Annotated in this window: 24 protein-coding genes and 1 tRNA gene; 3 read left to right on the top strand and 22 right to left on the bottom strand. The window is 47.3% G+C overall.

All coding sequences use genetic code 11. From position 1 onward, the window contains the following. Positions 1-115: 115 nt before the first annotated feature. The 4 genes from IM473_RS16440 to psaM form a co-directional block, all read right to left on the bottom strand. Positions 116-823 (bottom strand): hypothetical protein, encoded by a 708-nt coding sequence (locus tag IM473_RS16440; RefSeq protein ID WP_287660448.1) that lies wholly within the window; start codon positions 821-823, stop codon positions 116-118. A gap of 57 nt (positions 824-880) precedes the next feature. Continuing rightward, positions 881-2185 (bottom strand): glycoside hydrolase family 15 protein, encoded by a 1305-nt coding sequence (locus tag IM473_RS16445; protein WP_287660449.1) that lies wholly within the window; start codon positions 2183-2185, stop codon positions 881-883. 51 nt (positions 2186-2236) lie between these two features. Then, positions 2237-2587: a slr1601 family putative cell division protein gene (locus tag IM473_RS16450; RefSeq protein WP_287660450.1), complete on the bottom strand. Its 351-nt coding sequence runs from the start codon at positions 2585-2587 to the stop codon at positions 2237-2239. A 268-nt stretch (positions 2588-2855) separates the two neighbouring features. Next, a complete protein-coding gene (psaM, locus tag IM473_RS16455; RefSeq protein WP_012264462.1) occupies positions 2856-2948 on the bottom strand; it encodes a photosystem I reaction center subunit XII in 93 nt (30 codons plus the stop codon). Between the two features lie 189 nt (positions 2949-3137). Here psaM and IM473_RS16460 point away from each other — a divergent pair, with 189 nt between their 5' ends. Both IM473_RS16460 and IM473_RS16465 read left to right on the top strand, forming a co-directional pair. Beyond that, entirely contained in the window at positions 3138-3857 is a 720-nt protein-coding gene (locus tag IM473_RS16460) for a TerC family protein (protein ID WP_287660451.1), read from the top strand. Between the two features lie 114 nt (positions 3858-3971). Further along, a complete protein-coding gene (locus tag IM473_RS16465; protein WP_287660452.1) occupies positions 3972-4454 on the top strand; it encodes a thiol-disulfide oxidoreductase DCC family protein in 483 nt (160 codons plus the stop codon). A gap of 80 nt (positions 4455-4534) precedes the next feature. Here the strand turns inward: IM473_RS16465 and IM473_RS16470 are convergent, their stop codons facing one another. From IM473_RS16470 to IM473_RS16505, 8 genes are all read right to left on the bottom strand, one after another. Continuing rightward, positions 4535-5251 (bottom strand): cadmium resistance transporter, encoded by a 717-nt coding sequence (locus tag IM473_RS16470; protein ID WP_287660453.1) that lies wholly within the window; start codon positions 5249-5251, stop codon positions 4535-4537. A gap of 136 nt (positions 5252-5387) precedes the next feature. After that, positions 5388-6479, bottom strand: coding sequence for a calcium/proton exchanger (gene cax / locus IM473_RS16475; RefSeq protein ID WP_287660454.1), 1092 nt, complete (start codon positions 6477-6479; stop codon positions 5388-5390). 71 nt (positions 6480-6550) lie between these two features. Continuing rightward, positions 6551-7348 (bottom strand): phosphate ABC transporter ATP-binding protein PstB, encoded by a 798-nt coding sequence (pstB, locus tag IM473_RS16480; RefSeq protein ID WP_016516758.1) that lies wholly within the window; start codon positions 7346-7348, stop codon positions 6551-6553. 135 nt (positions 7349-7483) lie between these two features. Continuing rightward, positions 7484-8374: a phosphate ABC transporter permease PstA gene (pstA, locus tag IM473_RS16485; RefSeq protein WP_004163295.1), complete on the bottom strand. Its 891-nt coding sequence runs from the start codon at positions 8372-8374 to the stop codon at positions 7484-7486. 6 nt (positions 8375-8380) lie between these two features. Further along, entirely contained in the window at positions 8381-9325 is a 945-nt protein-coding gene (gene pstC / locus IM473_RS16490) for a phosphate ABC transporter permease subunit PstC (RefSeq protein ID WP_287660455.1), read from the bottom strand. Positions 9326-9345: 20 nt separating this feature from the next. Next, positions 9346-10344 carry a PstS family phosphate ABC transporter substrate-binding protein gene (locus IM473_RS16495; RefSeq protein ID WP_287660456.1) on the bottom strand — a complete coding sequence of 333 codons (999 nt, stop codon included), beginning with the start codon at positions 10342-10344 and terminating at the stop codon, positions 9346-9348. Positions 10345-10364: 20 nt separating this feature from the next. After that, positions 10365-11438, bottom strand: coding sequence for a sulfate ABC transporter substrate-binding protein (locus tag IM473_RS16500; protein ID WP_287660457.1), 1074 nt, complete (start codon positions 11436-11438; stop codon positions 10365-10367). Between the two features lie 109 nt (positions 11439-11547). After that, complete coding sequence (locus IM473_RS16505; protein WP_002763668.1) at positions 11548-12222, bottom strand: cadmium resistance transporter; 675 nt, start codon at positions 12220-12222, stop codon at positions 11548-11550. Positions 12223-12438: 216 nt separating this feature from the next. Here IM473_RS16505 and IM473_RS16510 point away from each other — a divergent pair, with 216 nt between their 5' ends. Beyond that, entirely contained in the window at positions 12439-13677 is a 1239-nt protein-coding gene (locus IM473_RS16510; RefSeq protein WP_287660458.1) for a sulfonate ABC transporter substrate-binding protein, read from the top strand. A gap of 106 nt (positions 13678-13783) precedes the next feature. Here the strand turns inward: IM473_RS16510 and sigC are convergent, their stop codons facing one another. The 10 genes from sigC to IM473_RS16560 form a co-directional block, all read right to left on the bottom strand. Beyond that, the gene (gene sigC, locus IM473_RS16515; protein ID WP_287660459.1) at positions 13784-15052 is read right to left on the bottom strand and encodes an RNA polymerase sigma factor SigC; all 1269 of its coding nucleotides are present in this window, start codon (positions 15050-15052) and stop codon (positions 13784-13786) included. A 232-nt stretch (positions 15053-15284) separates the two neighbouring features. Next, complete coding sequence (locus IM473_RS16520; protein ID WP_287660460.1) at positions 15285-16346, bottom strand: anthranilate phosphoribosyltransferase family protein; 1062 nt, start codon at positions 16344-16346, stop codon at positions 15285-15287. A 43-nt stretch (positions 16347-16389) separates the two neighbouring features. Then, a complete protein-coding gene (locus tag IM473_RS16525; protein WP_287660461.1) occupies positions 16390-17361 on the bottom strand; it encodes a LysR family transcriptional regulator in 972 nt (323 codons plus the stop codon). A gap of 182 nt (positions 17362-17543) precedes the next feature. Continuing rightward, positions 17544-18791, bottom strand: coding sequence for a glutamate-5-semialdehyde dehydrogenase (locus IM473_RS16530; protein WP_287660462.1), 1248 nt, complete (start codon positions 18789-18791; stop codon positions 17544-17546). A gap of 10 nt (positions 18792-18801) precedes the next feature. After that, positions 18802-19209 (bottom strand): hypothetical protein, encoded by a 408-nt coding sequence (locus tag IM473_RS16535; protein WP_287660463.1) that lies wholly within the window; start codon positions 19207-19209, stop codon positions 18802-18804. Between the two features lie 171 nt (positions 19210-19380). Next, positions 19381-19452, bottom strand: a tRNA-Gly gene (locus tag IM473_RS16540). Positions 19453-19470: 18 nt separating this feature from the next. After that, positions 19471-19824 (bottom strand): hypothetical protein, encoded by a 354-nt coding sequence (locus IM473_RS16545; RefSeq protein ID WP_287660464.1) that lies wholly within the window; start codon positions 19822-19824, stop codon positions 19471-19473. Between the two features lie 55 nt (positions 19825-19879). Further along, positions 19880-20425 (bottom strand): 6,7-dimethyl-8-ribityllumazine synthase, encoded by a 546-nt coding sequence (ribH, locus tag IM473_RS16550; protein WP_287660465.1) that lies wholly within the window; start codon positions 20423-20425, stop codon positions 19880-19882. A gap of 156 nt (positions 20426-20581) precedes the next feature. Continuing rightward, positions 20582-20770 (bottom strand): photosystem II reaction center protein PsbZ, encoded by a 189-nt coding sequence (gene psbZ / locus IM473_RS16555; RefSeq protein ID WP_002732865.1) that lies wholly within the window; start codon positions 20768-20770, stop codon positions 20582-20584. A gap of 382 nt (positions 20771-21152) precedes the next feature. Then, positions 21153-21599 carry a CopD family protein gene (locus tag IM473_RS16560; RefSeq protein ID WP_287660466.1) on the bottom strand — a complete coding sequence of 149 codons (447 nt, stop codon included), beginning with the start codon at positions 21597-21599 and terminating at the stop codon, positions 21153-21155. Between the last annotated feature and the right edge of the window lies 1 nt (position 21600).

The following is a 21600-nucleotide window of genomic DNA, read 5'->3' on the forward strand; positions in this document are numbered from 1 at the left end:
TCGGGCTACATCAAATGTTCCAAAAAAATATAGAAGAGCTAATGCAAATTAGCCGCTATCGGTTGAAGGATTACATCAAAGGACAAAGAGCGATATCGCTTGCCCTATCTACCTTCTAGCTCGCTTGTCCCCCTCTCAGACCAAAAACACTTTTAATCCAAGTACCCTCTTCTGGTCCAAATCGTAAAGTTTGCATATAGGTTTCCCAAACAATTGGCTTCTGAGCAACGGGTAAATTATTAAAGTATAAATCATTGATTTTAGGCTCAATATTAGTGGCAATATATCTACCAATTCTAACGACCTGATGATTACTTGCATTGACAAGAAAGATGATCAATCCACAAGAGGCGGGAACCATTATTCCCAGAATAATTGCTGAAGGAATTCGCCGTTCAATTGGAATACCATATTTTTGTGGAGATATTGTTTCTGTTGCCGTGTCTTTTTCTTTAATAACTAACGTCGAGGAAGTTGGCTTTGAATTTTTTGGTTTAATTTCGTGACTACTATCCCCTTTTGGATGAGATATTGTCGTTTGTGTTGTTTCTCCTTTTGTCGTTTTTTTTTCTCCTTTTGTCGTTTCTATTGTAGTTGTATTTGTGGGTATTCTAGTAATAGTTGTTGTCTCTTTCATGATGGGAAGATTAGCGATGGGACTGATCCCAATTCCCAGTAAAGTCAAAACTAAACCACCCCCAAAGACAATAACATTACTGCGATTTTGCACGGTTTGTAAAATTTCCGTTCTCAGGGTTTTATACTCCTCCATACACACATCGATCGCTTTATTGATATCGGGTTGATTGTTGTTATTAGGCATTTTTTAAATCCTGAATTTATATATAGTTGTAATTTTATCTGGTCAAATAGAATTACACTATTGGCTTAAACTTTTCTTAATTAGTTCTAATGCGATTTGTAAATTAGCCTGTGTCCAAAGGAGAGGAGTGGCATCATTAGGAATATACTTTCCCTGTTCTAGATAGTATAATTCGGGACATTTAAACTCACCGACGGGGGAATCATTACCTGTAATTTGTCCGAGAGAACGATTGAAGTAATGGGTTTGTAGGTTGAGATATTTTTCCTGACCTGTACTTTGGAATTTAAGGGCAAAAATGGCAGAAATAATCGGATCAAAAATACACCATTGTGCTTCTTGGCCTAGGTTTAATCCTCTCCCTTGTTCCTGTAACCAACCTTCTCTTTCTGTCGATACGGTGGTGCGGATTTCTGGGGGAATTAAGCGATAGTCTCGACACCAAAAAGAATCACCTAAATAGCGACGAATACCGTAATCTCCCTGAAGGTGAACGATAACATTATTAAGAATTTGATCGGCGATATTTGTCTCCACCACTTGTAGGGGATAAATCAAAAAAAGTAGGGCTGCATCATAACTTCTCGCCTGCGCTACTGGTAGAAGACACTCGGCTGGTAAAATACGGTATAAAGCCTGTTCTCCTATCTCAATTAAGTCCGCTAAAAATGCTGGTGTAATCCTGCGATTTTCGGCTGTGAGATTTATCTCTGTCTCGATTAATAACCTTTTTAATTCGCGTAATCCCGCTACGACAACGCCGATGCTAGATGCTTCTATTTTGCGGGTTTCTTCCCAGTGACCGCTATCTTCATCCTGCCAATAACTAATCGCTTGAAAATATAAGGGGAATAGGGCAATTGTTTCTAAACAATGGGGGGAAAGCTGAATATATTTTTCCCGTGCTAAACGACAATAAAACCAGAGAAAATAGCCAAGGGCATCATTTTGTGCGTGTTGCCAAACTTGGTCAATTTCCGTTAGTGTACGTCCCTCAAAACGAATATGAGGACGTTCGCTGATCTTTTCAGGATTAACCCGACCTTGGATAATATTAATAAAACGCCTTTGGAACTTTTGAAAATAGTTCATCAAAGTCTGAATATTCTTGACAGCGATCGCTGTCTGTCCGATAATATAGTGAGAATAAGCCAGATAAACGTTATCCCTCAGCCAAACATTGGCATAACCCGTGTATTCTGTCTCATTACTGACTAATGCTGCTGGAAATAAGCCATTTTCTAGCTGGGGAAATCTCAAGACATCATTTTCCGACAAAAAGGCAGATAATCTCTGGATATCCTCCAGAGAGTAGCGATATTTAATGAAATCGAGAATTTTTTCGTTGTGAACAACCAGCATCGGCAAAATACTCAAATAATCTGCTCAAAAACGAATTTATCTCGATAAATTCTACTGAGAAACCCAAAAAATGCGTCTTTGATTGGGATCCCGTCGGGGACTTTGTTCTCCCATCACTTGCCGCGCTTGACTAGGATCGAAGCTGCGAGTAAATTGACCGCGTAATTGATTGACGCGTTCCTCCTTTTCTTGGACTGCCAAACGCACTTCTTCCAGTTTTGCCTGTTGCATCTGTTGGTAGGGTAGCAAACGAGCGATCGCAAAAACTGCCGTGATCGAAAGAGCGCTATAGGCAATAATTCGCAGCCAAATCTCGATAACTTGCCATTTTTGGGATTTATTGCCGCTTTTTGGCTTTTTTCTCGGTTTTTTGTCGGTTTGGTTTCGTGTTCCTGCGGTCATAGATTTATGAGTATAAGTAAAATCGGTCAGAAAAGTGGCTAAGTAGCTGGTTATAATTTAAAAATGGATTTTGCCTTTAATCCCCCCTTGATAAGGGGGGTGCCGATAGGCGGGGGCATCTGACAACTTTTAACGCCTACCTACTTAATTACTTTCAAGTTACACCCAATCACTGATAACTGGTAACTGATGACTGATCACTGAAAAAACCCCAATCGGTCTATCCTATAGGTAGGTCAGACGGGATCAGGGTTTATTGAAAGCGGTTTTACTTATAAAGTTCCGTCGCTAGACGAAAAGCCAAAATCCCGGGGATTAAAGCAATTACCAGAGCGACTAGAACTTGAGTATCAGAAAGCATTGCTGATTATCTCCTCATAAAGATATTCATCCAATACTTTCCGACATCATCGGGGTCCTCTGCATCATTTCGTTACAAGACTTCATATCTCCCCACCCCGATGACGGTTATCTCCCCTAGAAAAGAAAGTTGTAAAAGCGTTAAGCTGAGGTATTGCCATGATTACATTTATTTTTACCTGCGGCCTCAATGTTAGACTCGCTCCTTGATTCATCTCTAACCCTTAGTCTAAAAACCCCGTTAATTCTGTTGGTTCTCATTGCCCTAGAAGCGGTATTATCAGCAGATAACGCCATTGCTCTCGCTTCCATAGCACAGGGATTAGGAGATCATCAGCGTCAACGTCAGGCCTTGAATATTGGCTTAGTTTTCGCCTATATTCTCCGTATGGTCTTGATTCTTACCGCCACTTGGGTGGTTAAATACTGGCAGTTTGAACTTTTGGGAGCAGTATATTTGCTCTGGTTAGTCTTTAATTACTTTGCCTCCCCTGAAGACAAGGATCACACCCATCATAGTCTCCAGTTTCAATCTCTCTGGCAAGCTATCCCCCTAATTGCCGTTACTGATTTAGCTTTTTCCCTCGATAGTGTCACCACCTCCATCGCCGTGGCCGATGATACTTGGTTAATCCTGCTTGGTGGTACGATCGGAGTAGTTACCCTGCGCTTTATGGCGGGTTTATTTATTCGCTGGTTAGAGGAATACACCCACCTAGAAGATGCTGGTTTTGTCACCGTCGGTTTGGTGGGTTTAAGATTGCTGTTGCGGGTGATTAGTCCCGATTTTGTGCCGCCGGAATGGATTATGATTAGTTTAATTGCTATCCTCTTTGCTTGGGGTTTCTCAAAACGCAACGATCGAGAACCCATAGAGAGTGATCCCATCCAATCTGATGAATTGCCATAAGATAATCATCAGGAGTCAGGAGATTGCTTTTATTTATTCTCCCCACTTCCCCACTCCCTACACCCCAACCCCTCACTAATTACCGATCACTGAAAAGAGAATCCCTAGAAGATCATGTCATCTTTACCGACTCCATCTGCTGATACCTTAGAAAATTCTACTCGATCGCCCTCTTGGAAAATTAAACTTCTCTACGATGGAGAATGTCCCCTCTGCTTGCGCGAGGTCAATTTTCTGCAAAAACGGGATGCTGGGAGAGGATTAGTTGCTTTTGTCGATATTGCCGCCGAAAACTATAATCCAGAGGAAAATGGCGGTATTTCCTTCGCGGCAGCCATGGGACGAATCCACGCTGTACTAGCCGATGGTACTATACTCCAAAATGTGGAAGTGTTTCGCCAAGTCTATGATATTTTGGGCATTGGTTGGATTTATGCCGCTACCAAATGGCCAGTTATTGGGTTTCTAGTGGATATTATCTATGAAATTTGGGCTTCTTGGCGATTAACCTTAACCGGAAGACCGAATTTACCAACAATCTTAGCAGAGCGTCAAAAACGGCAGGAATGCAACTCATCAAATCGTTGTTCTCAGTGAGTCAAAATCTCCTAACCCTACCCCCCACTGGGAATCACCCCTTGAGATGTGATAATTCTGCCTAGTAAATAAACGCTACTTTATTTTTTTGCCAGTCCCTGACCGCGACTGGCGATCGCCCAGAGATAGCTAATTGCTAAGGCCAAAAATGCGAGGGAAATACTTTCTTTGACGATAAAAATCCCTAAACTGATCAGGACACAAGGAACGAAGGTACTTCCCTGACTGGTTAGGATAGTGGCAATGGTCGGCACGCTGGTCAACCCGTAGGCAATCGCACACCAAACCCCCACCAGAATCAAAAACACGCTGACGATAACGATCAGACTTATTACGCTACTACTGGCGAACAGGGGAATATAAATGCCGATATTATCGCTGCCGTTAGCAACGGTTAACGCAGCCACGCTATAGGTGCGCGAGTCAAACCAACCACCGAAGGGTTTACCCTGAGCTACGCCGAAGGGGGAATGTTTCGCACCCTCCAGGTTCACTTCGACATTCTCCGGCGCTTCCTCCTCCTCCTCTTCTTTGAGAAGGGAAACGATGCCGAGAATCACAGGAACGAGGCCTAGATAGCGGATCCATGGAGTAGGGATAAGAAAGCACCCGAAAAATCCCGCTAAACTGGCAATAACCAGCAGACTAAAGCCGATATACTGACCGATCACGATATCGCGACGACGGAAAAGTTTCCCCGTTTGGCTGAAGAGAATCGTCAGGATCAATATATCGTCGAGGTTGGTGGCGACGAATGCCGCTACACCGGTGGACATCGCGATCACAATCTCGATCATGGTTTTTTTCCTTAAGATGGCCGTCGGGTTCGTCCGTTCGTTAAACCTTGTTCGGCTTTTCCTTCAAAGGTTCCAGAACAGGAAAATTTTACTACCTATCCCGATCGAGAAACTGTATTTCGCACGACCGATCGCTTTATCCCAGTGCGGGATGGAAAAAGAAAGCAAGGGTGATCACTGCGTAGGTGGCGACGAGTAATATACCCTCTAACCAGTTCGAGCGACCGTCGTTACTGATCGAGTTAGTCAGCCAGACGGCGACGGCGACGGCGACCAATTCAAACGGATCGAAATCGAGAGCCATCGGCTGACCGAGGAAATAACCCGCAATCACGAGGACGGGTGCGACAAAAAGTGCGATTTGCAGACTCGAACCCACCGTCACGGAAACCGCCAGATCCATTTTGTCTTTTAAGGCGACCCTAACCGCGGTGGCGTGTTCGGCCGCGTTGCCGATAATTGGCAGCAGGATCACCCCCGTGAAAAGGGTCGTTAATCCTAATTTATGCGTGGCTTCCTCTAGGGTATTAACTAATAATTCCGATTCGACCGCCACCCCGATGGTCACCAGCAGTAATATCCCCACCCAGAGCCAGAGATTCGGCTTTTTTACGCTTACCGCTTCCCCCGACTCTTGATCGAGATCTGCGTCCCCCACCTCGTAAAGATAGGTATGGGTCTTCATCGAAAACAGCAGACTCAGGCAATACACAAAAATTAATACCGCCGCCACCGTTACCGAGAGACGCTGTAGGACGCTCTCCTGGATTGCGGCGGAAGTGTATTGAACGGTCGTGGGTAGGAGGATCGCCGCGACGGCGAGATTCATCGACGAGGAATTTAAACGGGCGGTCACGGGCTGGAATTTCTGTTCTTTATAGCGTAAACCGCCGAAAAACATCGACAAGCCCGTTACCAGCAGCAGATTCCCGATAATCGAACCGGTAATCGTCGCTTTCACCACCTCGATCAAACCTTCTTCGAGGGCGGCGTAGGCGAGAATTAATTCGGTAGCGTTGCCGAAGGTGGCGTTCAGTAAACCGCCGAGATTGGGACCGACCACGACGGCGATTTCCTCGGTCGCTTTTCCCATGTAAGCGGCCAGGGGAACGATCGCCAGACAGGCGCTCAGGAAAATGATCGTCACGTCCCAATGGAGGAAATTCCAGGCGATCGAGATCGGGACAAAAACCAACAAAATAGCGAAAATCCAGTCCTTTCTATTCATAGCAATGGGTGTCTCGGCATAAAACCGCGCACGGTTTTGAAAAACAGACTATCGACTTTTTTCTGTTTCGATTACCCAAATCGCCCGGTAATATACTCCCGGGCCTCGTCGGTTTGCGGATTGCCGAACATAACTTCCGTGGGGCTAAATTCGACTAATTTTCCCCGGCGTTTCCCGGAGGGATCGGTTTCGGTGTTAAAAAATGCCGTCCAGTCGGCGATCCGCGATGCCTGCTGCATATTGTGGGTGACGGTAATGATCGTGTAACTTTCCTTCAGTTGTAGGCACAATTCCTCCACCTGACGGGTAGAGATGGGATCGAGGGCCGAACAGGGTTCATCCATCAATAAAACATCTGGCTTCATCGCGATTGCACGGGCGATACAGAGACGCTGTTGTTGTCCCCCCGATAGTGCCGTTCCTTTTTCTTTCAGTTTGTCCTTTACTTCCTCCCAGATCGCCGCCTGCCGCAGGGAATACTCGACCAATTCATCAAGATTTCCCTGATAACCGTTGGTTCGGGGCGCGTAGGCGATATTCTCGTAAATGCTCTTGGGAAAAGGGTTGGGACGTTGGAAAACCATCCCCACCTGTCGCCTTAACTTGACCGCATTGACCTGCGAATCGTAAATATTCTGATTTCGGTAAAGTAGTTTTCCCTCCACCTTGGCGCCGGGGATCAGATCATTCATTCGGTTAAAGCAGCGCAAAAGGGTACTTTTCCCGCAACCGGACGGGCCGATAAAGGCGATGATTTTTCGCGCAGGAATTTTAATATGAACGTCCAGAAGAGCGAGAAACCCGTTATAAAAAACTTTGACCCCTTCTGCGTCGAAAACACTGTGATCTGGGTTAAGGTGGGTAGTCATGGCAAAAATTCTCCTGATCGTTTATTAAAGATCGATGGTTTTTTTAGAGGGGCGGGTTTGCAAACCCTCCCGTACTGGAAAAGTGGGGAGTGCAGGAGTAGGGAAGGTTATGTATCCCCTTGCCCGCTGCCTTCCCTAATTCGGTGTCGAATAACGTTGACGTAGATAGATGGCGATGGCGTTGAGGGCGAGAATTAACAGGATCAGAACGATAATCGCGGCCGCCGCCGCATTGGCGAAACCGGGTTCGGGACGGGTGATATAGCTGAAAATTTGAATCGGTAGTGCCATAAAGCGTTGGAATAAACCAGGATCGAAAGTGAGGAAACTAACCGCACCGACGACCATTAAGGAAGCCGCGTCTCCGATCGCCCGCGACACGGAGATAATCACCCCCGTGAGAATCCCCGGCACCGCGTAGGGTAAAACATGGTGTTGGATCGTCTGCCATTTGGTACTGCCTAGACCGTAGGAGGCTTGGCGTAGGGAATCGGGAACCGCCCGGATCGCCTCCCGCGCCGTGACGATAATCACCGGCAGCGAGAGAAGCGCAAGGGTTAAAGCGCCGGAAATCAGCGTCGGGCCAAAATTGAGCAGATAGTTAAAAACCGCTAATCCTAATAAGCCGTAGACGATCGAGGGAACCCCGGCCAGATTGCCGATATTCACCTCGATCAGTGCCGTCCACCACGTTTTTGGGGCGTATTCCTCTAGATACAAAGCCGACCCGACCCCGATCGGTACCGCCACGAGAAGCACGATAATTCCCAGATAGAAACTACCGATGATCGCTGGACGGATACCGCCCCTTTCCGGGAAACGGGAAGGCGTTTCCGTGAGGAATCCGGGGGTTAAGAGTCGTCCCAGTCCATCGTGGGCGATATTCAACACCAACAGCGCCAGAACGAACAAACCGATCAGTAAACCGAAGAGGAAAAGATACTCGCAGAATTTGCCGATCGCCTCGCGGCGTTCGAGATGGTCGATAAATTCAACGGTATCGGATTTGACAGAGGATTTAACCATGGGAAATCAATCGTATTTTTCTTTAAAACGGTGGGATATCCAGTAACTGGCTAGATTCAGCACCAGCGTGATCAGAAAAAGCAGCGCGCCGACCGCGTAGAGGGTTTTAAAACTGAGACTGCCCCGGGGCGCATCTCCCCCGGAAATCTCGGCCATAAAAGCGGTCATCGTGGCGATCGACTCGAAGGGATTGAGGGTAAGCCGGGGTTGCGAGCCGGCGGCGATCAACACCGTCATCGTTTCCCCCACCGCCCGGGACATTCCCAGAATAATCGAGGCCATGATCCCGGAGAGGGCGGCGGGGAGAACCACTTTAAAAATCGTTTCCAGCTTGGTAATTCCTAGGGCGTAGGAACCCTCGCGCAGGGAACTGGGAACCGCTCGGATCGCGTCTAAACTAATCGATCCCACCGTGGGAGTGATCATCATCCCCATCATTAACCCGGCGCTGAGGGCGTTAAAAATCTCGACGGGGAAAAGATTCCGCAAAGTGGGCGTGACAACGAGTAGGGCGAAGTACCCGTACACCACCGTGGGAATCCCGGCGAGAAGTTCCACCGCAGGGCGTAAAATCGCCGCTAGGTTCGGTTTCGCGTATTCGGCGAGGTAGATCGCGGAAGATAGGCCTAAAGGAACCGCGACGGACATAGCGATGGCTGTGGTTAAAAATGTCCCGTTAATTAGCGGCCAGATACCGAAATGAGGGGTGGCGAACAGTGGAGTCCAACGGGTATCGAGAAAGAATTGGGCGAAAGATACCTCTTGAAAAAATCCCCAGGTTTCACTAAAAATAATCGCCACGATGCCGATTGTCGTCGCCACGGAAACGAAAGCGCAAGCGAAGAGAATCAGCGCGATTATCTTCTCTTGAATATCGTCGCCGGGGTGCTTGAGGAGTGAATTATCTGCCGCGAAAAAAGAATTATCGAAAGAACTCGGGGTTAAGGTCATGGTTTAACAAAATTCCTTTTTTAGATAAAGTTCGTGATCGGTTCTCCCGGTTTAGCTTTGCCGAATTTCGATCCCGTTTCCCCGCGCTCGAATTTCCGCAGGGTTTTGACGTAGGCCTCATCAGGTAAAGCGACGTAACCCACGCCATCGACCCATTTCCAGGAATTTTCTAAATAGAAGCGCACGAATTTTTCCAGGGATGGATTCGTTTTTAAATTATTCTTGTTGACGTAGATAAACAGGGGACGGGAAAGGGGATTATAGACATTGCGGAGAACGTTATCGATGGGGACCGGTTTGACGCATTTTCCTTCATTATTTTCGATCGCCACCAAGTTCAATCGATCTTGGTTCTGCATATAGAAAGAGATGCCTAAATACGCAAGCGCGGATGGATTGCCGATCACCCCCTGCACGAGCGCGTTTTGATTGCGGTTCGGGGTGAAATCGGTACGGCTATTTCTCCGTTTTCCCGTGATCGCTTGGGTGAAATAATCGAAGGTTCCCGTATCGGAAGGCGGGGCGAAAAGTAATAATCTCTCGTCGGGAAATTTGGGATTAATCTGTTTCCAACTGGTAATCCTACCCTCCGCTTTCGTGTTCCACATTTGATCGAGTTCTTTAATCGTTAAACACTTGGCGAATTGATTTTTTTTATTGACGATCACCGCCAATCCGTCGATCGCCATCGGTAATTCCAGAAATTCCACGCCGTTTTCCCGACATTTCTCGATCTCTTCTTTCCGGATCACCCGCGATGCCCCGGCAATGTCGAGATTTCCGGCGCAGAACTTACTAAAACCGCCCCCGGTTCCACTGGTGGCGACGCTAACCCGCGCTTCGGGATGGATTCTCTGATATTCTTCGGCAACGGCGAGGGAGAGGGCGAAACCCACCGCACCACCGTCGATCGAGACTGGCGCTTCTTTCTCGGCCGAGTCGGCCGGGCGACCGCAACCGGCGATCAAATTACTGGCCATCAGAAGGGAGATTAGGAAAAAACAATGAGAGAATTTCATAGATTAAAGCGGGAAAAATGTTAGGAAGCCGACTGGTTTTTAATCTGCTCGAAGATGCCGTTATTGGCCAGAAATTCCTTTTCGATCAACGTCCAACCCCCGAGATCTTGGGCGTTGAAAAGAGTTTCGATCGGCGGGAATTGTAATCCTTCATCCTTGGCCACGAAGGGATTGACCGATCGATAGCCTAATTTGGCCAATTCCTGTTGTGCCGGCTCGGAATAGAGGAAATTCACAAATGCCTCGGCCACCTCTCGCGTGCCGTGTTTATCGACATTTCTATCCACCACCGCCACGGGATTATCGATCGAGATATTGACCGGGGGGACTAAGTAACTGGTATCGGGTTGATTTCTTGCCGCTAGAATTACCTCGTTTTCGTAGGTGACTAAAACATCGCCCTTTCCCTCTTGGAAAAAGGCATTGCTGGCTTCCCGTGCGTCCCTAGCTAGGGTGGGAATCTTTTGATAGATCCGGCGGACAAAATCCCATGCCTGTTGCGGTTCGCCCCCCGTTTGCGTCACCGAACCCCAGAGGGCTAATAACTGCCAAATAGCGATCCCGGAAGTTTTCGGATCGGCGGATAGAACCGTAACGTCCTCTCTAGCCAGATCCGCCCAAGATTGAATCTTTTTCGGATTTCCCGCCCGCGTCACGATCGCCGCCACCGAGTGACTCACCACCCCCCGCCGCGGCACCCGATCTTCCCAACCGCGATTAATCAGGCCGGCTTGAGATATCCGCATCACGTCGAGGGGAAGGGCCAGATGTACCACGTCCGCCTCTTGTTTCCCGGCGATCACGTCATCGGCCTGGGCCAGGGAACCGCCGTAACTCCGCTGGAAAATGACTTTTTGGTTATGCTCTTTCCGCCATTTCTCGACGAATTTCGGGATAATCTGGTCGTGGGCGGCTTTCGTGACCGAGAAGGAAACGAGATTCAGTTTCACCTCCGGTTTTGAGCCGATTCCCCCGCAGGAGGCGAGGGCGAGACTTGCCAACAGTCCCACTAACAGGAAGAAAAGAAAACTCCTCCCCGATAAGGAACGAAAGGGACGAAACAGCGATCGAATTGGCAACAATGATACATTCATCGGGATTTTCTCGATAAGGTTGCTCTAAACCAACTAATTTTTTCTTCTCTCTTCCTGAGTTCTGACTCCCGTGGGAGCCGGAGATTGGCGATTTTTACGGGGGCCTAATTTACCCGATGGGAATCAACAGGCGATAGGAGCCGTTATCGAGAATAATCCGTAGGCCCAACCACATCAGCACAAAAGGGAAAAGCTTACTCGCATAACGGCTGAGGACAACCGCGATCCCCGGTTGGCGGGTTAGATTATAGGAGAGAAATAACCAAGTACAGACGATTAGATAGCAGATCGGGATGATTACGGCTAACTGCGCCACGGTACTATTGGCGAATAGGGGAATATAGATACCGAGATTATTGCCGCCATTGGATATCGTGACCGCGGAAACTTTATAGGTTTGGCGATCGCTGAAGACTTGACCGAGGGATAGTCTGCGGGAGGCGAATCCGTGAAATCGGGCGTTTCTTCGCAAATTCACCTTGCGATCTGCGGTTTCCCTCTCGTTATCGCGATTTAACGTCAGTAAATTTCTCACACCGATGAGGATTGGCAAGATTCCGAGAAGACCGATATAAATCGGCGGGATGATTAAGCCGAGCAGAAAACCCAGCAAGCTCACCGATACTAAGGCCGTAAACCCGACTAGCTCGCCGACGACAACGTGAACCGGGCGAAAGGTACGATTTACCTCGCTAAAGAAGCCGGTTAGATAAATATTGTCGTCGAAGGTGGTGGCTATGCCGGTGGCCACCGCGATTTTGACGATTTCGATCAACCAATCCATCCATACTACCTCGATCTCTCAAATGCGGGCGCAATTTCATTTTAAAACTATATCATTTTCAATACATTTATAAATGTACTTTGTTACACAATCGAGGAGTCGTGGGTTTCTATAGTATGTAGATAAAACTAATGGCAGCTATGCCGAGGGAGTTTGTAAACCCTTCCCTCTTGTCTCCTTTACCGATAATAAATCTTGTTTTCTGCGAGAAATCCCATGCTCCACCGTTCGATCAAGTGTCTCTGGAAACCGTGGCGAAATTGCCGGGCAGTTCTTCCCGCAGTGCTTTTTGTGACCAGCCTGGTGGGGAGCTTTCTCCTGGCTGGATTTTCCGACACGATCGCCGTCGGTCAAAATTCTCGATCCGATAACCTGATTCTGAACCTCGTCGATAGCTTTAAATTCCCCCGGAATACCACTCCCCGGCTATTGGAAACCGTGGGATTATTTATCGCTGGAATTCTCTTCTGTATCGCGATTGATCGCTGGTTCAAGCGCTCAACCCCCTCCGATATCACTCCTCTCGCCAAACAAGCGCGGCGGTTAGGAACCCTCAAGATCGGCTATCCCGAGGGCATGACTAATCTGGAAGTTCTCCGCGCCCAGGCCTTTCTGGAAAGACGCTTAAAACCCTTTGGGGTGACGGTAACGTGGACGAGTTTTCTGGCCGCTTCCTCTCTGATCGAGGCCTTGAGCAACGGAACGATCGACTTCTGCGGTGGTGGCGGTACGGCGAGTATTTTCTCGCAAGCAGCCGAACACGTCTTCGTCCGGGTAGCCAAGGAAAAATATACCGCCCCGAAAGGTCAGGCGATTCTCGTGCCTGAGGATTCGCCAATACAGACCTTGGCGGATTTAAAAGGCAAAAGAATCGCCTTCGATCGAGGTTCGAGCGCCCATTACGTCCTCATCCGCGCACTGATGAGAGTGAATCTAGAATTAAGCGATATCGAACCGGTGTATGCGACTCAACCGGAAGCACTGGTGCTTTTTCGTCGCGGTGAGATCGACGCTTGGGTGGTCTGGGTTCCCTATTCCCCCACGGAGACGCGCACCTATCCGGGAAGATCGTTGGCCGATCTAGAGAGCATCTTCGGGGAAAACGCCTCTCTAGAAGTGCCGACCTATTATTATGCGGTTCCCGAATTGGTACGCGATTATCCCGATGTACTGAAGGTGATTTTAGAAGAGGTGAACGAGGCGGGTGCCTGGGCGAAACAACAGGAGTTAGAGGCGACGAGACGCTTGGCAGCTCACCACGAGATCGATCCAGCGATCGTGACTAATCTCGAACAACGGGCCTCTGAACGTGCCATTATCCCGATCGATGATCGCTCTCTGGTGGCCCTACAACACCAAGCTCATATCTTCCGAGACCTGAAGCTGATCCCCCATCGGGTCAATGTGCGCGACGGAACCTACACCCTACAGACGAAACAAAATTGGACATATTAACCAGACATCGGCATTTTGGGCATCGGTTGGATTTATGCCGCTACCAAATGGCCGATTATTAGGGGGCATTTAACTCCCTAGTAGGGTTCTTCTGTTGGTGATCTAACTAACTCAACGCTTCAAAATAATCGCGAATTCGGTTACGTCGCTGGGGTTGACGCAATTTTTGCAAAGCTTTCAACTCAATTTGTCGCACCCTTTCCCGGGATAATGCCAAAGTGCGACTGATATCACCTAAAGAATAGGATTTACCATCGAGAAAACCATAGCGCAATTCAATCACCTCTCGTTCGCGAGCGGTTAAATCTGCCAATAATTCTCCCATATCTCTTTGCAAAGATTCATAGACAAGATGATTTTCTGAAGACAGTTCTTCGGTTTCCAAAAGGTCTAATAATTCCGTATCTTTTTCCTTACCTACCTTAATTTCCAAGGAAACCGAACGCGGCACGTTCATCAACACTTCCCGCACCGCTTCAGGGGTCAGAGCTAACTCTTGGGCAATTTCCTCTAGGGTCGCAGTGCGACCGCGCATTTGCGAGATTTTCCGTTGTGCCTTCTTAATTCTGTTGAGTTTTTCGGTAATATGAAGCGGTAAGCGAATAATCCGGCTTTGAGTTGCGATCTCGCGTAGCGAGCGCGTTGCGACCGCTCTCGTCATTCCTTGACGGATCCACCAGTAGGCATAGGTACTAAAACGATAGCCTTTGCTGGGATCAAATTTCTTGACGGCCCGTTCTAAACCCAGGGTTCCCTCTTGAATCAAATCCAATAATTCTAAACCGCGATTCTGATATTTTTTGGCCACCGACACCACTAGACGTAAATTGGCCTTGATCATCTGTTCTTTGGCACGGGTACCAAGGGTAATAATTTCTTCTAATTTCCCCACTTCTAAGCCCGCTAGGTGCGCCCAACGCTGTTTTCCTGCTTTTAAAGCATTTTTTAACTCAGACACGGTGATTTGGGCGGTTTTTGCCCAACGTTCTAGGGCGGGACGATGGGCCAATTGAGCGGTCAGCCGATCGCGAACCTCCATTAACTTGACAAATTGCTGTACTTGTGCATCACCTTGTTGAACGGCAGTGGCGCATAATTTCAGTAAAGACAGATGACGCTGCACCTGTTGCGCTTGTTCAACTTCCTCGTCCTGTTTGAGTAGAGGCACTCTGCCAATATCCTGTAGGTACAAACGCACTAAATCAGTAGTTGTGCCGTTGCTGTAGCTTTTTTCGGGACTAGATACTAAATCATCTTCTAAATCACTGCCGAGAAAATCTTCATCTAGGTCGATCGAGTTTTCCTTCAATTTTAGGACAGAAAAAGAGGGAGAGATAAATTCAGTTTCGAGCGTCGAGGGATTAATTGCAGACATGGCGGCTTCTCTAGGGGCGACTGTGATAGGAATTAGAAACTTCTAAATCGTTCACCTTAGTCATAGCTTTCCCACTTGAGCGAGGAAATGATGCAGTCGGGAAAATTTTTTTCTCAAAAGTATTTATCTTTAAACCTAGAAGTTATACCAAGTCTGGGGTTTACCTTCTTAGTACAACTTCTCGAATTAATGATTGATTTAGAAGTAATTTCCCCTACAGCCCTATTCCTATCTATTCCTGATTTTCCAGATAATTACAGATTTGTTCTAGTTTAACCAGAGCTTTTCCCGACTGTAAACATTTTTGTGCTTGTTGGAAACCCGTGGGGATATCTGGGGCAATTCCACAGCGCCAAAGATAAAAACCACCGTTAAAAATTGCCGCATCGGTTAATTCATTATTTTCTCCAGCTAATAAACCCTTTAATTTAGGGGTGAGCATCTCTAAAGATTCGAGGGGATAATCCGAAGGACAGAAGCCATAATCGCGAGGATTTAGGAAAAATCGCTGAAAGGAAGGGGGATCGGTGGGATTTCCCAGACCAATAATCGCCGTCCGATTACAGGCTAAATCACAACTCCCCTCTAATCCTTTCACGGTGGTGAAGTGAGAGATATTTCTCAGGGCAAAAGTTTCGCGAAAACGATCTTCGGTGGGGGGGTGAACAAAACCCGATATTTGATGAATATTACCGACAAAAGGCGACCAGATTAACTCTACCGTGGCCATGGGAGGACGTTTACCGATTTGCTCCCGATAAGTAACAAGATTCTCTACTAGGGGAAAATGGCGCGGAATATAGAAAAAAGTCAATCCCGTGGTGATTAAACAGTCTTTCACTGCTGCTAAGGATAATTGGCTAAAATCTGCTCCTAATTGCTGCCAGATTTCCCTGAGAGAAATACCGTATTTAGTCGGCATTCGATCGCCCCCGTGCAGGACTACAGGAACCCCCGCCGCCGCTAAGATTAAAGTAGTGATCGGAGTAACCGGGGCAGTGCGAGAACGTCCATCGTAGGGATTGCCAAAAATAGTGATCGGATGCTGAAAAGAGGCTGATTCTAGGGTTATTTGCGGGCCAAGCTCGGCGTAGGCATCAAGCATTCCCGCTAACTCATCGCTGGTCGGGCGTTTAATGCGATGGGCAATCATAAAAGCACCGATTTGGGCCGGGGTTGCCTCTTGGGTTAACATCATCTTGGTGGCCATCGCCGCTTCGGGACGGGTTAAATTTCTGCCCGTATGGGTGCCACTACCGATCACTTTTAATAATTCTCGAAAAGTATCACTCATCTCAAGGAAGAAAATAAAGAGTAAATGGGATTGACGGGGATTGCTACGGCTGGACGTGGTGGTTTTCTAGGCTTTTAACCACACTTTGATTCATTTGCCGCACTAATTGACAGAAATGAGCGATCGGTGGTATCTGTAGGCGATCGCTAGTGGTGACGAGGACTACCTGACGGGTGAGACGATGACTAAATTTACCATTGTTAAAATGGGGATTTTCGCCACTAGGGGAAGCAAGAGGACGAATGGCGAGGGTAGCATCGCTACGCGCTTCCATCAGGGCAGATTGGGGCAGAAGAGCGATAATATTACCCTGACGCACCACACCGCGAAAAGCATCGAGGGTGTTTAATTCCATGACAGTTTTCAGGTGGGCATCCTGACGGGAAAACCATTCTTGTACTAATCTTTGCATTCCGTAGCCATCTTTGAAAACCACTTGCGGATAGGGGATTAATTCTGACCATGGCACTTCTTTGTATTGGGCGAGGGGATGATTAGCGGCCATGAGAATTTCGATCGCTTCTTGGTATAATACCTCGACCACCATCTCCGGGCTAGAGGTGAGAAAACGATTATTCATTACCAACGCCACATCTACTAAACCATCCCGCAGCACTTTTAAGGCGCGATCGCTGCCTAGTGCTGTCACTCTTAACTGAACTTCCGGGTATTCAGCACAAAATTTCGGCAAAATCGGCGGTAAATAATGGGCGCACACGGAATGAATCGCCGCCACGCACAATTCTGGCTGTTTTCCTGCCTGTAGGTCGGTGATTTCCTCGTGAACATTCGTCCACTCTTGACAAATCCGTTTCGCCCGGGGCAGTAATTTCTCCCCAGCAATGGTTAACTTCGCCTGGGCGGTACGATGGAAAAGAGGTAAGCCCAAATCGGTTTCTAGGGATTGAATCTGGCGGCTGATAGTCGATTGGGTGACTCCACACTGGCGGGCGGCTTGACCGAAATTGCCCGTATCGGCTACGGCTAAAAAGGCTTGCAATTGCTCGATCCGCATTCTTTCTCGTTTTAATTACATTCCCTCATGACTTTATGACAATAACGAATTTTATTCTGACTTTTGGTAGAAATTGCTACCGTTTTCTCAGTTATCAGTTACCAGTTATCAGTTATCAGTTATCAGATGTGAGTTTTCAGTTCACTGATTACTGTTTACTGTGGACTGATCACTGAAAAAAACTACCCCTGCACCACCTGTTTAAGGGTGGTAAAGGTTTCTAGGTTGATTAACCCCCGGCGCTGGCCTTTTTGGTTGGAAATGCCCAAAAATACCGATTCTCCCTGTTTGGGATTGCGATCGAATCGGGGTGAAGAATTGATATAAACTAAAGCACTATCGGACTCCATGGCAAATTGACGACTTTCTCGATAGGATTCGGTGACAATACAATCGGCATGACCGCTACTATACTTATTAATCCAAGCGATCGCATCAGTGAGGGTATCCACTAACCTAAAGGCCACCGTTTTTTCTAAATAGGGTCTTTGCCAATCATTATCGGTAGCAATGGTTAAATGTTCCGGAAAATCCGCCGCTAATCGGGTATCTCCCCGCAATTTAAAGCCTTTTTCCTGCAAACTTTTAAACAAACGACTTAAAGTCGAAGAATTCTGATGGGGACTAATTAAAACTTTTTCGATCGCATTAACCGGATCCGGTATGCTGCCATGACTATCGATAATTACCTGACGAGCTAACTCCAAATCGCCACTAGGAGACCAATACAAATAACAGTTTCCCATCGCTGCGCGCAAAACGGGAACCGTGGCCAATTGACTCACTCGACCGATTAAACTAGGGCGACCGTAGGGAATAATTAAATTAACATAATTTTCCTGGGTCAGCAACTCCTCTAGGGAGGGACTAGAATCACAGGGTAAACCACTCACACAATCCACGGGTAAACCCACATCTTCCAATGCTTCTTGGATAATTTCCGTAATCACCCCATCGGAATGACTAGAGGCATTGGAACCCCGAATAATCAAACTATTGCCACTTTTTAGGGAAAATCCCGCCGCTACCATCGCTAATTCCGGAAAACCTTCATAGACGAAGGCAATCACTCCTAAAGGCATCCTTTGGCAATAGGTTTGGGAAGGATTCAGTTGATAGGCCGCGTTAATTACCTGTTGCAGCGGATCCGATGCTTCCGCTAGTTGTTGCAATACCTCCACCGTCGTCTCTAAACGTTCGGGAGTTAACCGTAACCAGCGAATCATTTGTTCCGAGACGGCCATCTCTCGACTGACTTCTAAATCGAGGGTATTGGCTTCTAAAATGCGATCAAAGCCAGTTTTAATGCCCTTAGCGATCGCGATTACCCCGCGATTTCTTTCATTGCCATTAAATTGACCTAGAGCCAGAAAAGCATTATATGCTTGCTTAAAGATCGTCAGGGGGGGGGTGGAGGAACTTTCGATCATAGATTCTTGTCTAGCGTCGATAGGCTAACCAAAAGATGAATGCGGGCAAAATAACTAATAGCATAACTAGAATTGCCCCAAAAATCACGCTTACCCCCGGCGGTGATTTTAAAATTAAGGGTAGCCAAACGATCGATAATAACAGAATTATCCCCATTATCAGGGGTAATACCTCTTGCCCAAGGCGCTGATTGGTACTCACCCAACGAAATCCCGTCCAGCGCCAAGTGCGTTTATAGGGATAGTGGGGGGCTAATTGTTCGATAATTTGGCCGTTTTCCTGTAGCACAAATATCTGTTGACAGCGATCGCAGCCAAAGGCATCGGTCAATAAAATCGGGCATAATGTCCCTTTCCGACGACAGGGACAAGGATAGTCTTGGTGTTGGTCGATTTTAGTGTATTTATGCGGTCGCACAAGCTAAATTTTTGTTTATAAACGGTTGTTTTTAGTCGCTCGTGGTCAATAGCTAAGGGATTCAACGGTTGCCCAAAATCCTCAACCCTGTTGCTCACGGGTAATTCCCATCTTAAGGGATATCCCTAAATTATTCATCCTGACCTTAAGGTATATTTCAAGATTTTTTCAAGCGGGCAACGCGATTCGAACGCGCGACATTCACCTTGGCAAGGTGACGCTCTACCACTGAGCTATGCCCGCAAGCCGTTTTTTTCACACTTACCTGAGTATGCCAAATCTCAGAGCATTTGTCAAGTAGTTGGGAGCATTTTTTGACAATGATTCATCTTCTGGCAAATCCCCCAAACCCGTAATAGCTTCGAGAACCACTTCTATCTTAGCCTGTAGTCGGTTGAACTGATGTTCCAAGCGATCAAAACGCTTGTCAATGGCGGCGAATTTTTCATCCACTGCGGCGAATTTTTCATCTATATGCCGTTCCATAGCGTCAAAAGCTGCCGTAATCCGCCCCTCTGGTTCTAAATCTAATTCCAGAGTCTTGATTCTCTCGACAGCGTTGACTAATTGCCGTCTGAGTTGGTTAATATATTTGTTCTGTTCAGCTTCGCTCATCAGTGGAACTCCAGGAGTGGGGACAACTAAAATCCTAAATGCCGGGGGAATTTTCTTAGCCTTCCATCAGTGCCTGTTGGGGATTATTTTGCAATAATTCTAGGGGTTTATCTTCATTCCGGGGGCGCAATTGACGCATGAGACTAGCCATTTCTAGGGCAGATAGGCCATAATTCCAGCCCAAATTACTCTTAATACCGGCCCGTTCGAGGGCCTGTTGTAGGGTATCAGTGGTGAGAATACCGAAGACAACGGGAACACCTGTCTGAAAAGCGGCCGCGGCGATTCCCTTAGCGGCCTCGGCGGCAACGTAGTCAAAATGGGGCGTTTGGCCGCGAATAATTGCCCCTAGACAAATAACGGCATCGTAACGGTGGGAAAGGGCGACTTGACGGGCTACCATTGGCACTTCAAAGCTACCTGGTACCCAGATATAATCCACTTGCGTGCCATCGGGATTAACATCAACCCCGTGACGCTTGAGACAATCTTGACAGCCTGATAACAGTTTATCAGTGACGAGATCGTTAAAACGACCAATCACGATCGCAAAGCGCCAAGAGGATATATCCTCGGTAAAATTTCCCTCAAAAACAGTCATAGGTAAAAGGGGTTAGGAGTGGGAATTATGAATTATGAATTATGAATTGGGGAGTGGGAAGTGGGGAAGTGGGGAAGTGGGTAGTGGGGAGATGGGGTAGTGGGGAAACTGTCTCATCACCCTATCACCCTATCTCCTCCTGACTCCTGATCAAGGCTAAATCACTAAAAAGTTTAAAATAGCGACGGCAACGACTAAAATCGCCCAAATTGCCGAACCCACATAGAGAAGGGGTTTCGATTGATCCCAGTTTTGGGGGGAAGCATAGGCAACGGGGACACCAATCACCATCAGCAAGGAAAATAAAACTAAGGCAATGAGAAAAAATTGAAAAACAATAGACATGATTGGGTTCTCCTAAAGCAGTTGATGTTTATTTAGATAATTCTCCCAGATTTGATACTTGTATGGAAGAGCCTCACTTCCACTCAACTTAACCGGACGACCCTTCCTCTAACTCCTCCCTGAATCAGGGGTTAGGGGAGATATCCCCGTCAGACCGAATCCAGGAGCATTTTAATTTTACTGCCAGTGACTACCCAGCCGCAGCGGATCCTCAAATTTTTTTGATGTCTCCATCCTTGTCAAAAGCAGCAGGGCAAGGGTTAGGTGGGGGAATTGACTCCCTGTGATCCCTTGCCCAGATTACCGTGTTTTTGTGTTTTCGCCAAACCTAGCCTAGAAAGGTCTCCAGACTGCTGAACTGCTAAAAACTAATGGTCGCGGCCTAGGTCAAGCCCCCCAAACGGATGCCGGCGCCAAAAATGACGAAAAATACTGCTAGAGTGGTGACGGCTACTATGTGCAGGGCGAGGAAATTTAAGTTTTCCTCGCTCAGTTTAGGAAGGAGAAAAAAGCGGGAATGAAGGGCCAAGATGAGAGTTAACAGCAGTAAAGCTAACTTAATTCCTATATAAACCGATAAAAAACTATCAAATGACCAAAAATTACGAAAACCAGGCAAATAAATCCAAGTCAGTCCTAGGCCCGTTATTACCTGCAACAATAAAGCAGATAACCCAAAACCCTCAAAATATTGCTCAAATTGACGAATTCGGTCTGGTTCTCGGTTTTTGAGGGCCTGGGGTAGAACGGTGACTGCCAGCAATAAATGTCCACCGGCCCAGACGGTCGCCCCTAGGCTGTGGAGAATTACTAAAATTTTGAACAACATG

This window comes from Microcystis sp. M015S2 (assembly GCF_020245945.1).
GTDB lineage: Bacteria > Cyanobacteriota > Cyanobacteriia > Cyanobacteriales > Microcystaceae > Microcystis.

Bases quoted from the DNA above. Each gene is read 5' to 3' on its own strand.
- IM473_RS16440 (WP_287660448.1), bottom strand. From the start codon at position 823: ATGCCTAATAACAACAATCAACCCGATATCAATAAAGCGATCGATGTG.
- IM473_RS16520 (WP_287660460.1), bottom strand. From the start codon at position 16,346: ATGAGTGATACTTTTCGAGAATTATTAAAAGTGATCGGTAGTGGCACC.
- IM473_RS16510 (WP_287660458.1), top strand. From the start codon at position 12,439: ATGCTCCACCGTTCGATCAAGTGTCTCTGGAAACCGTGGCGAAATTGC.
- pstC (WP_287660455.1), bottom strand. From the start codon at position 9,325: ATGACCTTAACCCCGAGTTCTTTCGATAATTCTTTTTTCGCGGCAGAT.
- IM473_RS16495 (WP_287660456.1), bottom strand. From the start codon at position 10,344: ATGAAATTCTCTCATTGTTTTTTCCTAATCTCCCTTCTGATGGCCAGT.
- IM473_RS16465 (WP_287660452.1), top strand. From the start codon at position 3,972: ATGTCATCTTTACCGACTCCATCTGCTGATACCTTAGAAAATTCTACT.
- psaM (WP_012264462.1), bottom strand. From the start codon at position 2,948: ATGCTTTCTGATACTCAAGTTCTAGTCGCTCTGGTAATTGCTTTAATC.
- IM473_RS16445 (WP_287660449.1), bottom strand. From the start codon at position 2,185: ATGCTGGTTGTTCACAACGAAAAAATTCTCGATTTCATTAAATATCGC.
- IM473_RS16525 (WP_287660461.1), bottom strand. From the start codon at position 17,361: ATGCGGATCGAGCAATTGCAAGCCTTTTTAGCCGTAGCCGATACGGGC.
- IM473_RS16545 (WP_287660464.1), bottom strand. From the start codon at position 19,824: ATGAGCGAAGCTGAACAGAACAAATATATTAACCAACTCAGACGGCAA.
- ribH (WP_287660465.1), bottom strand. From the start codon at position 20,425: ATGACTGTTTTTGAGGGAAATTTTACCGAGGATATATCCTCTTGGCGC.
- IM473_RS16560 (WP_287660466.1), bottom strand. From the start codon at position 21,599: ATGTTGTTCAAAATTTTAGTAATTCTCCACAGCCTAGGGGCGACCGTC.
- pstB (WP_016516758.1), bottom strand. From the start codon at position 7,348: ATGACTACCCACCTTAACCCAGATCACAGTGTTTTCGACGCAGAAGGG.
- IM473_RS16530 (WP_287660462.1), bottom strand. From the start codon at position 18,791: ATGATCGAAAGTTCCTCCACCCCCCCCCTGACGATCTTTAAGCAAGCA.
- IM473_RS16500 (WP_287660457.1), bottom strand. From the start codon at position 11,438: ATGAATGTATCATTGTTGCCAATTCGATCGCTGTTTCGTCCCTTTCGT.
- IM473_RS16470 (WP_287660453.1), bottom strand. From the start codon at position 5,251: ATGATCGAGATTGTGATCGCGATGTCCACCGGTGTAGCGGCATTCGTC.
- sigC (WP_287660459.1), bottom strand. From the start codon at position 15,052: ATGTCTGCAATTAATCCCTCGACGCTCGAAACTGAATTTATCTCTCCC.
- cax (WP_287660454.1), bottom strand. From the start codon at position 6,479: ATGAATAGAAAGGACTGGATTTTCGCTATTTTGTTGGTTTTTGTCCCG.
- IM473_RS16505 (WP_002763668.1), bottom strand. From the start codon at position 12,222: ATGGATTGGTTGATCGAAATCGTCAAAATCGCGGTGGCCACCGGCATA.
- psbZ (WP_002732865.1), bottom strand. From the start codon at position 20,770: ATGTCTATTGTTTTTCAATTTTTTCTCATTGCCTTAGTTTTATTTTCC.
- IM473_RS16450 (WP_287660450.1), bottom strand. From the start codon at position 2,587: ATGACCGCAGGAACACGAAACCAAACCGACAAAAAACCGAGAAAAAAG.
- pstA (WP_004163295.1), bottom strand. From the start codon at position 8,374: ATGGTTAAATCCTCTGTCAAATCCGATACCGTTGAATTTATCGACCAT.
- IM473_RS16460 (WP_287660451.1), top strand. From the start codon at position 3,138: ATGTTAGACTCGCTCCTTGATTCATCTCTAACCCTTAGTCTAAAAACC.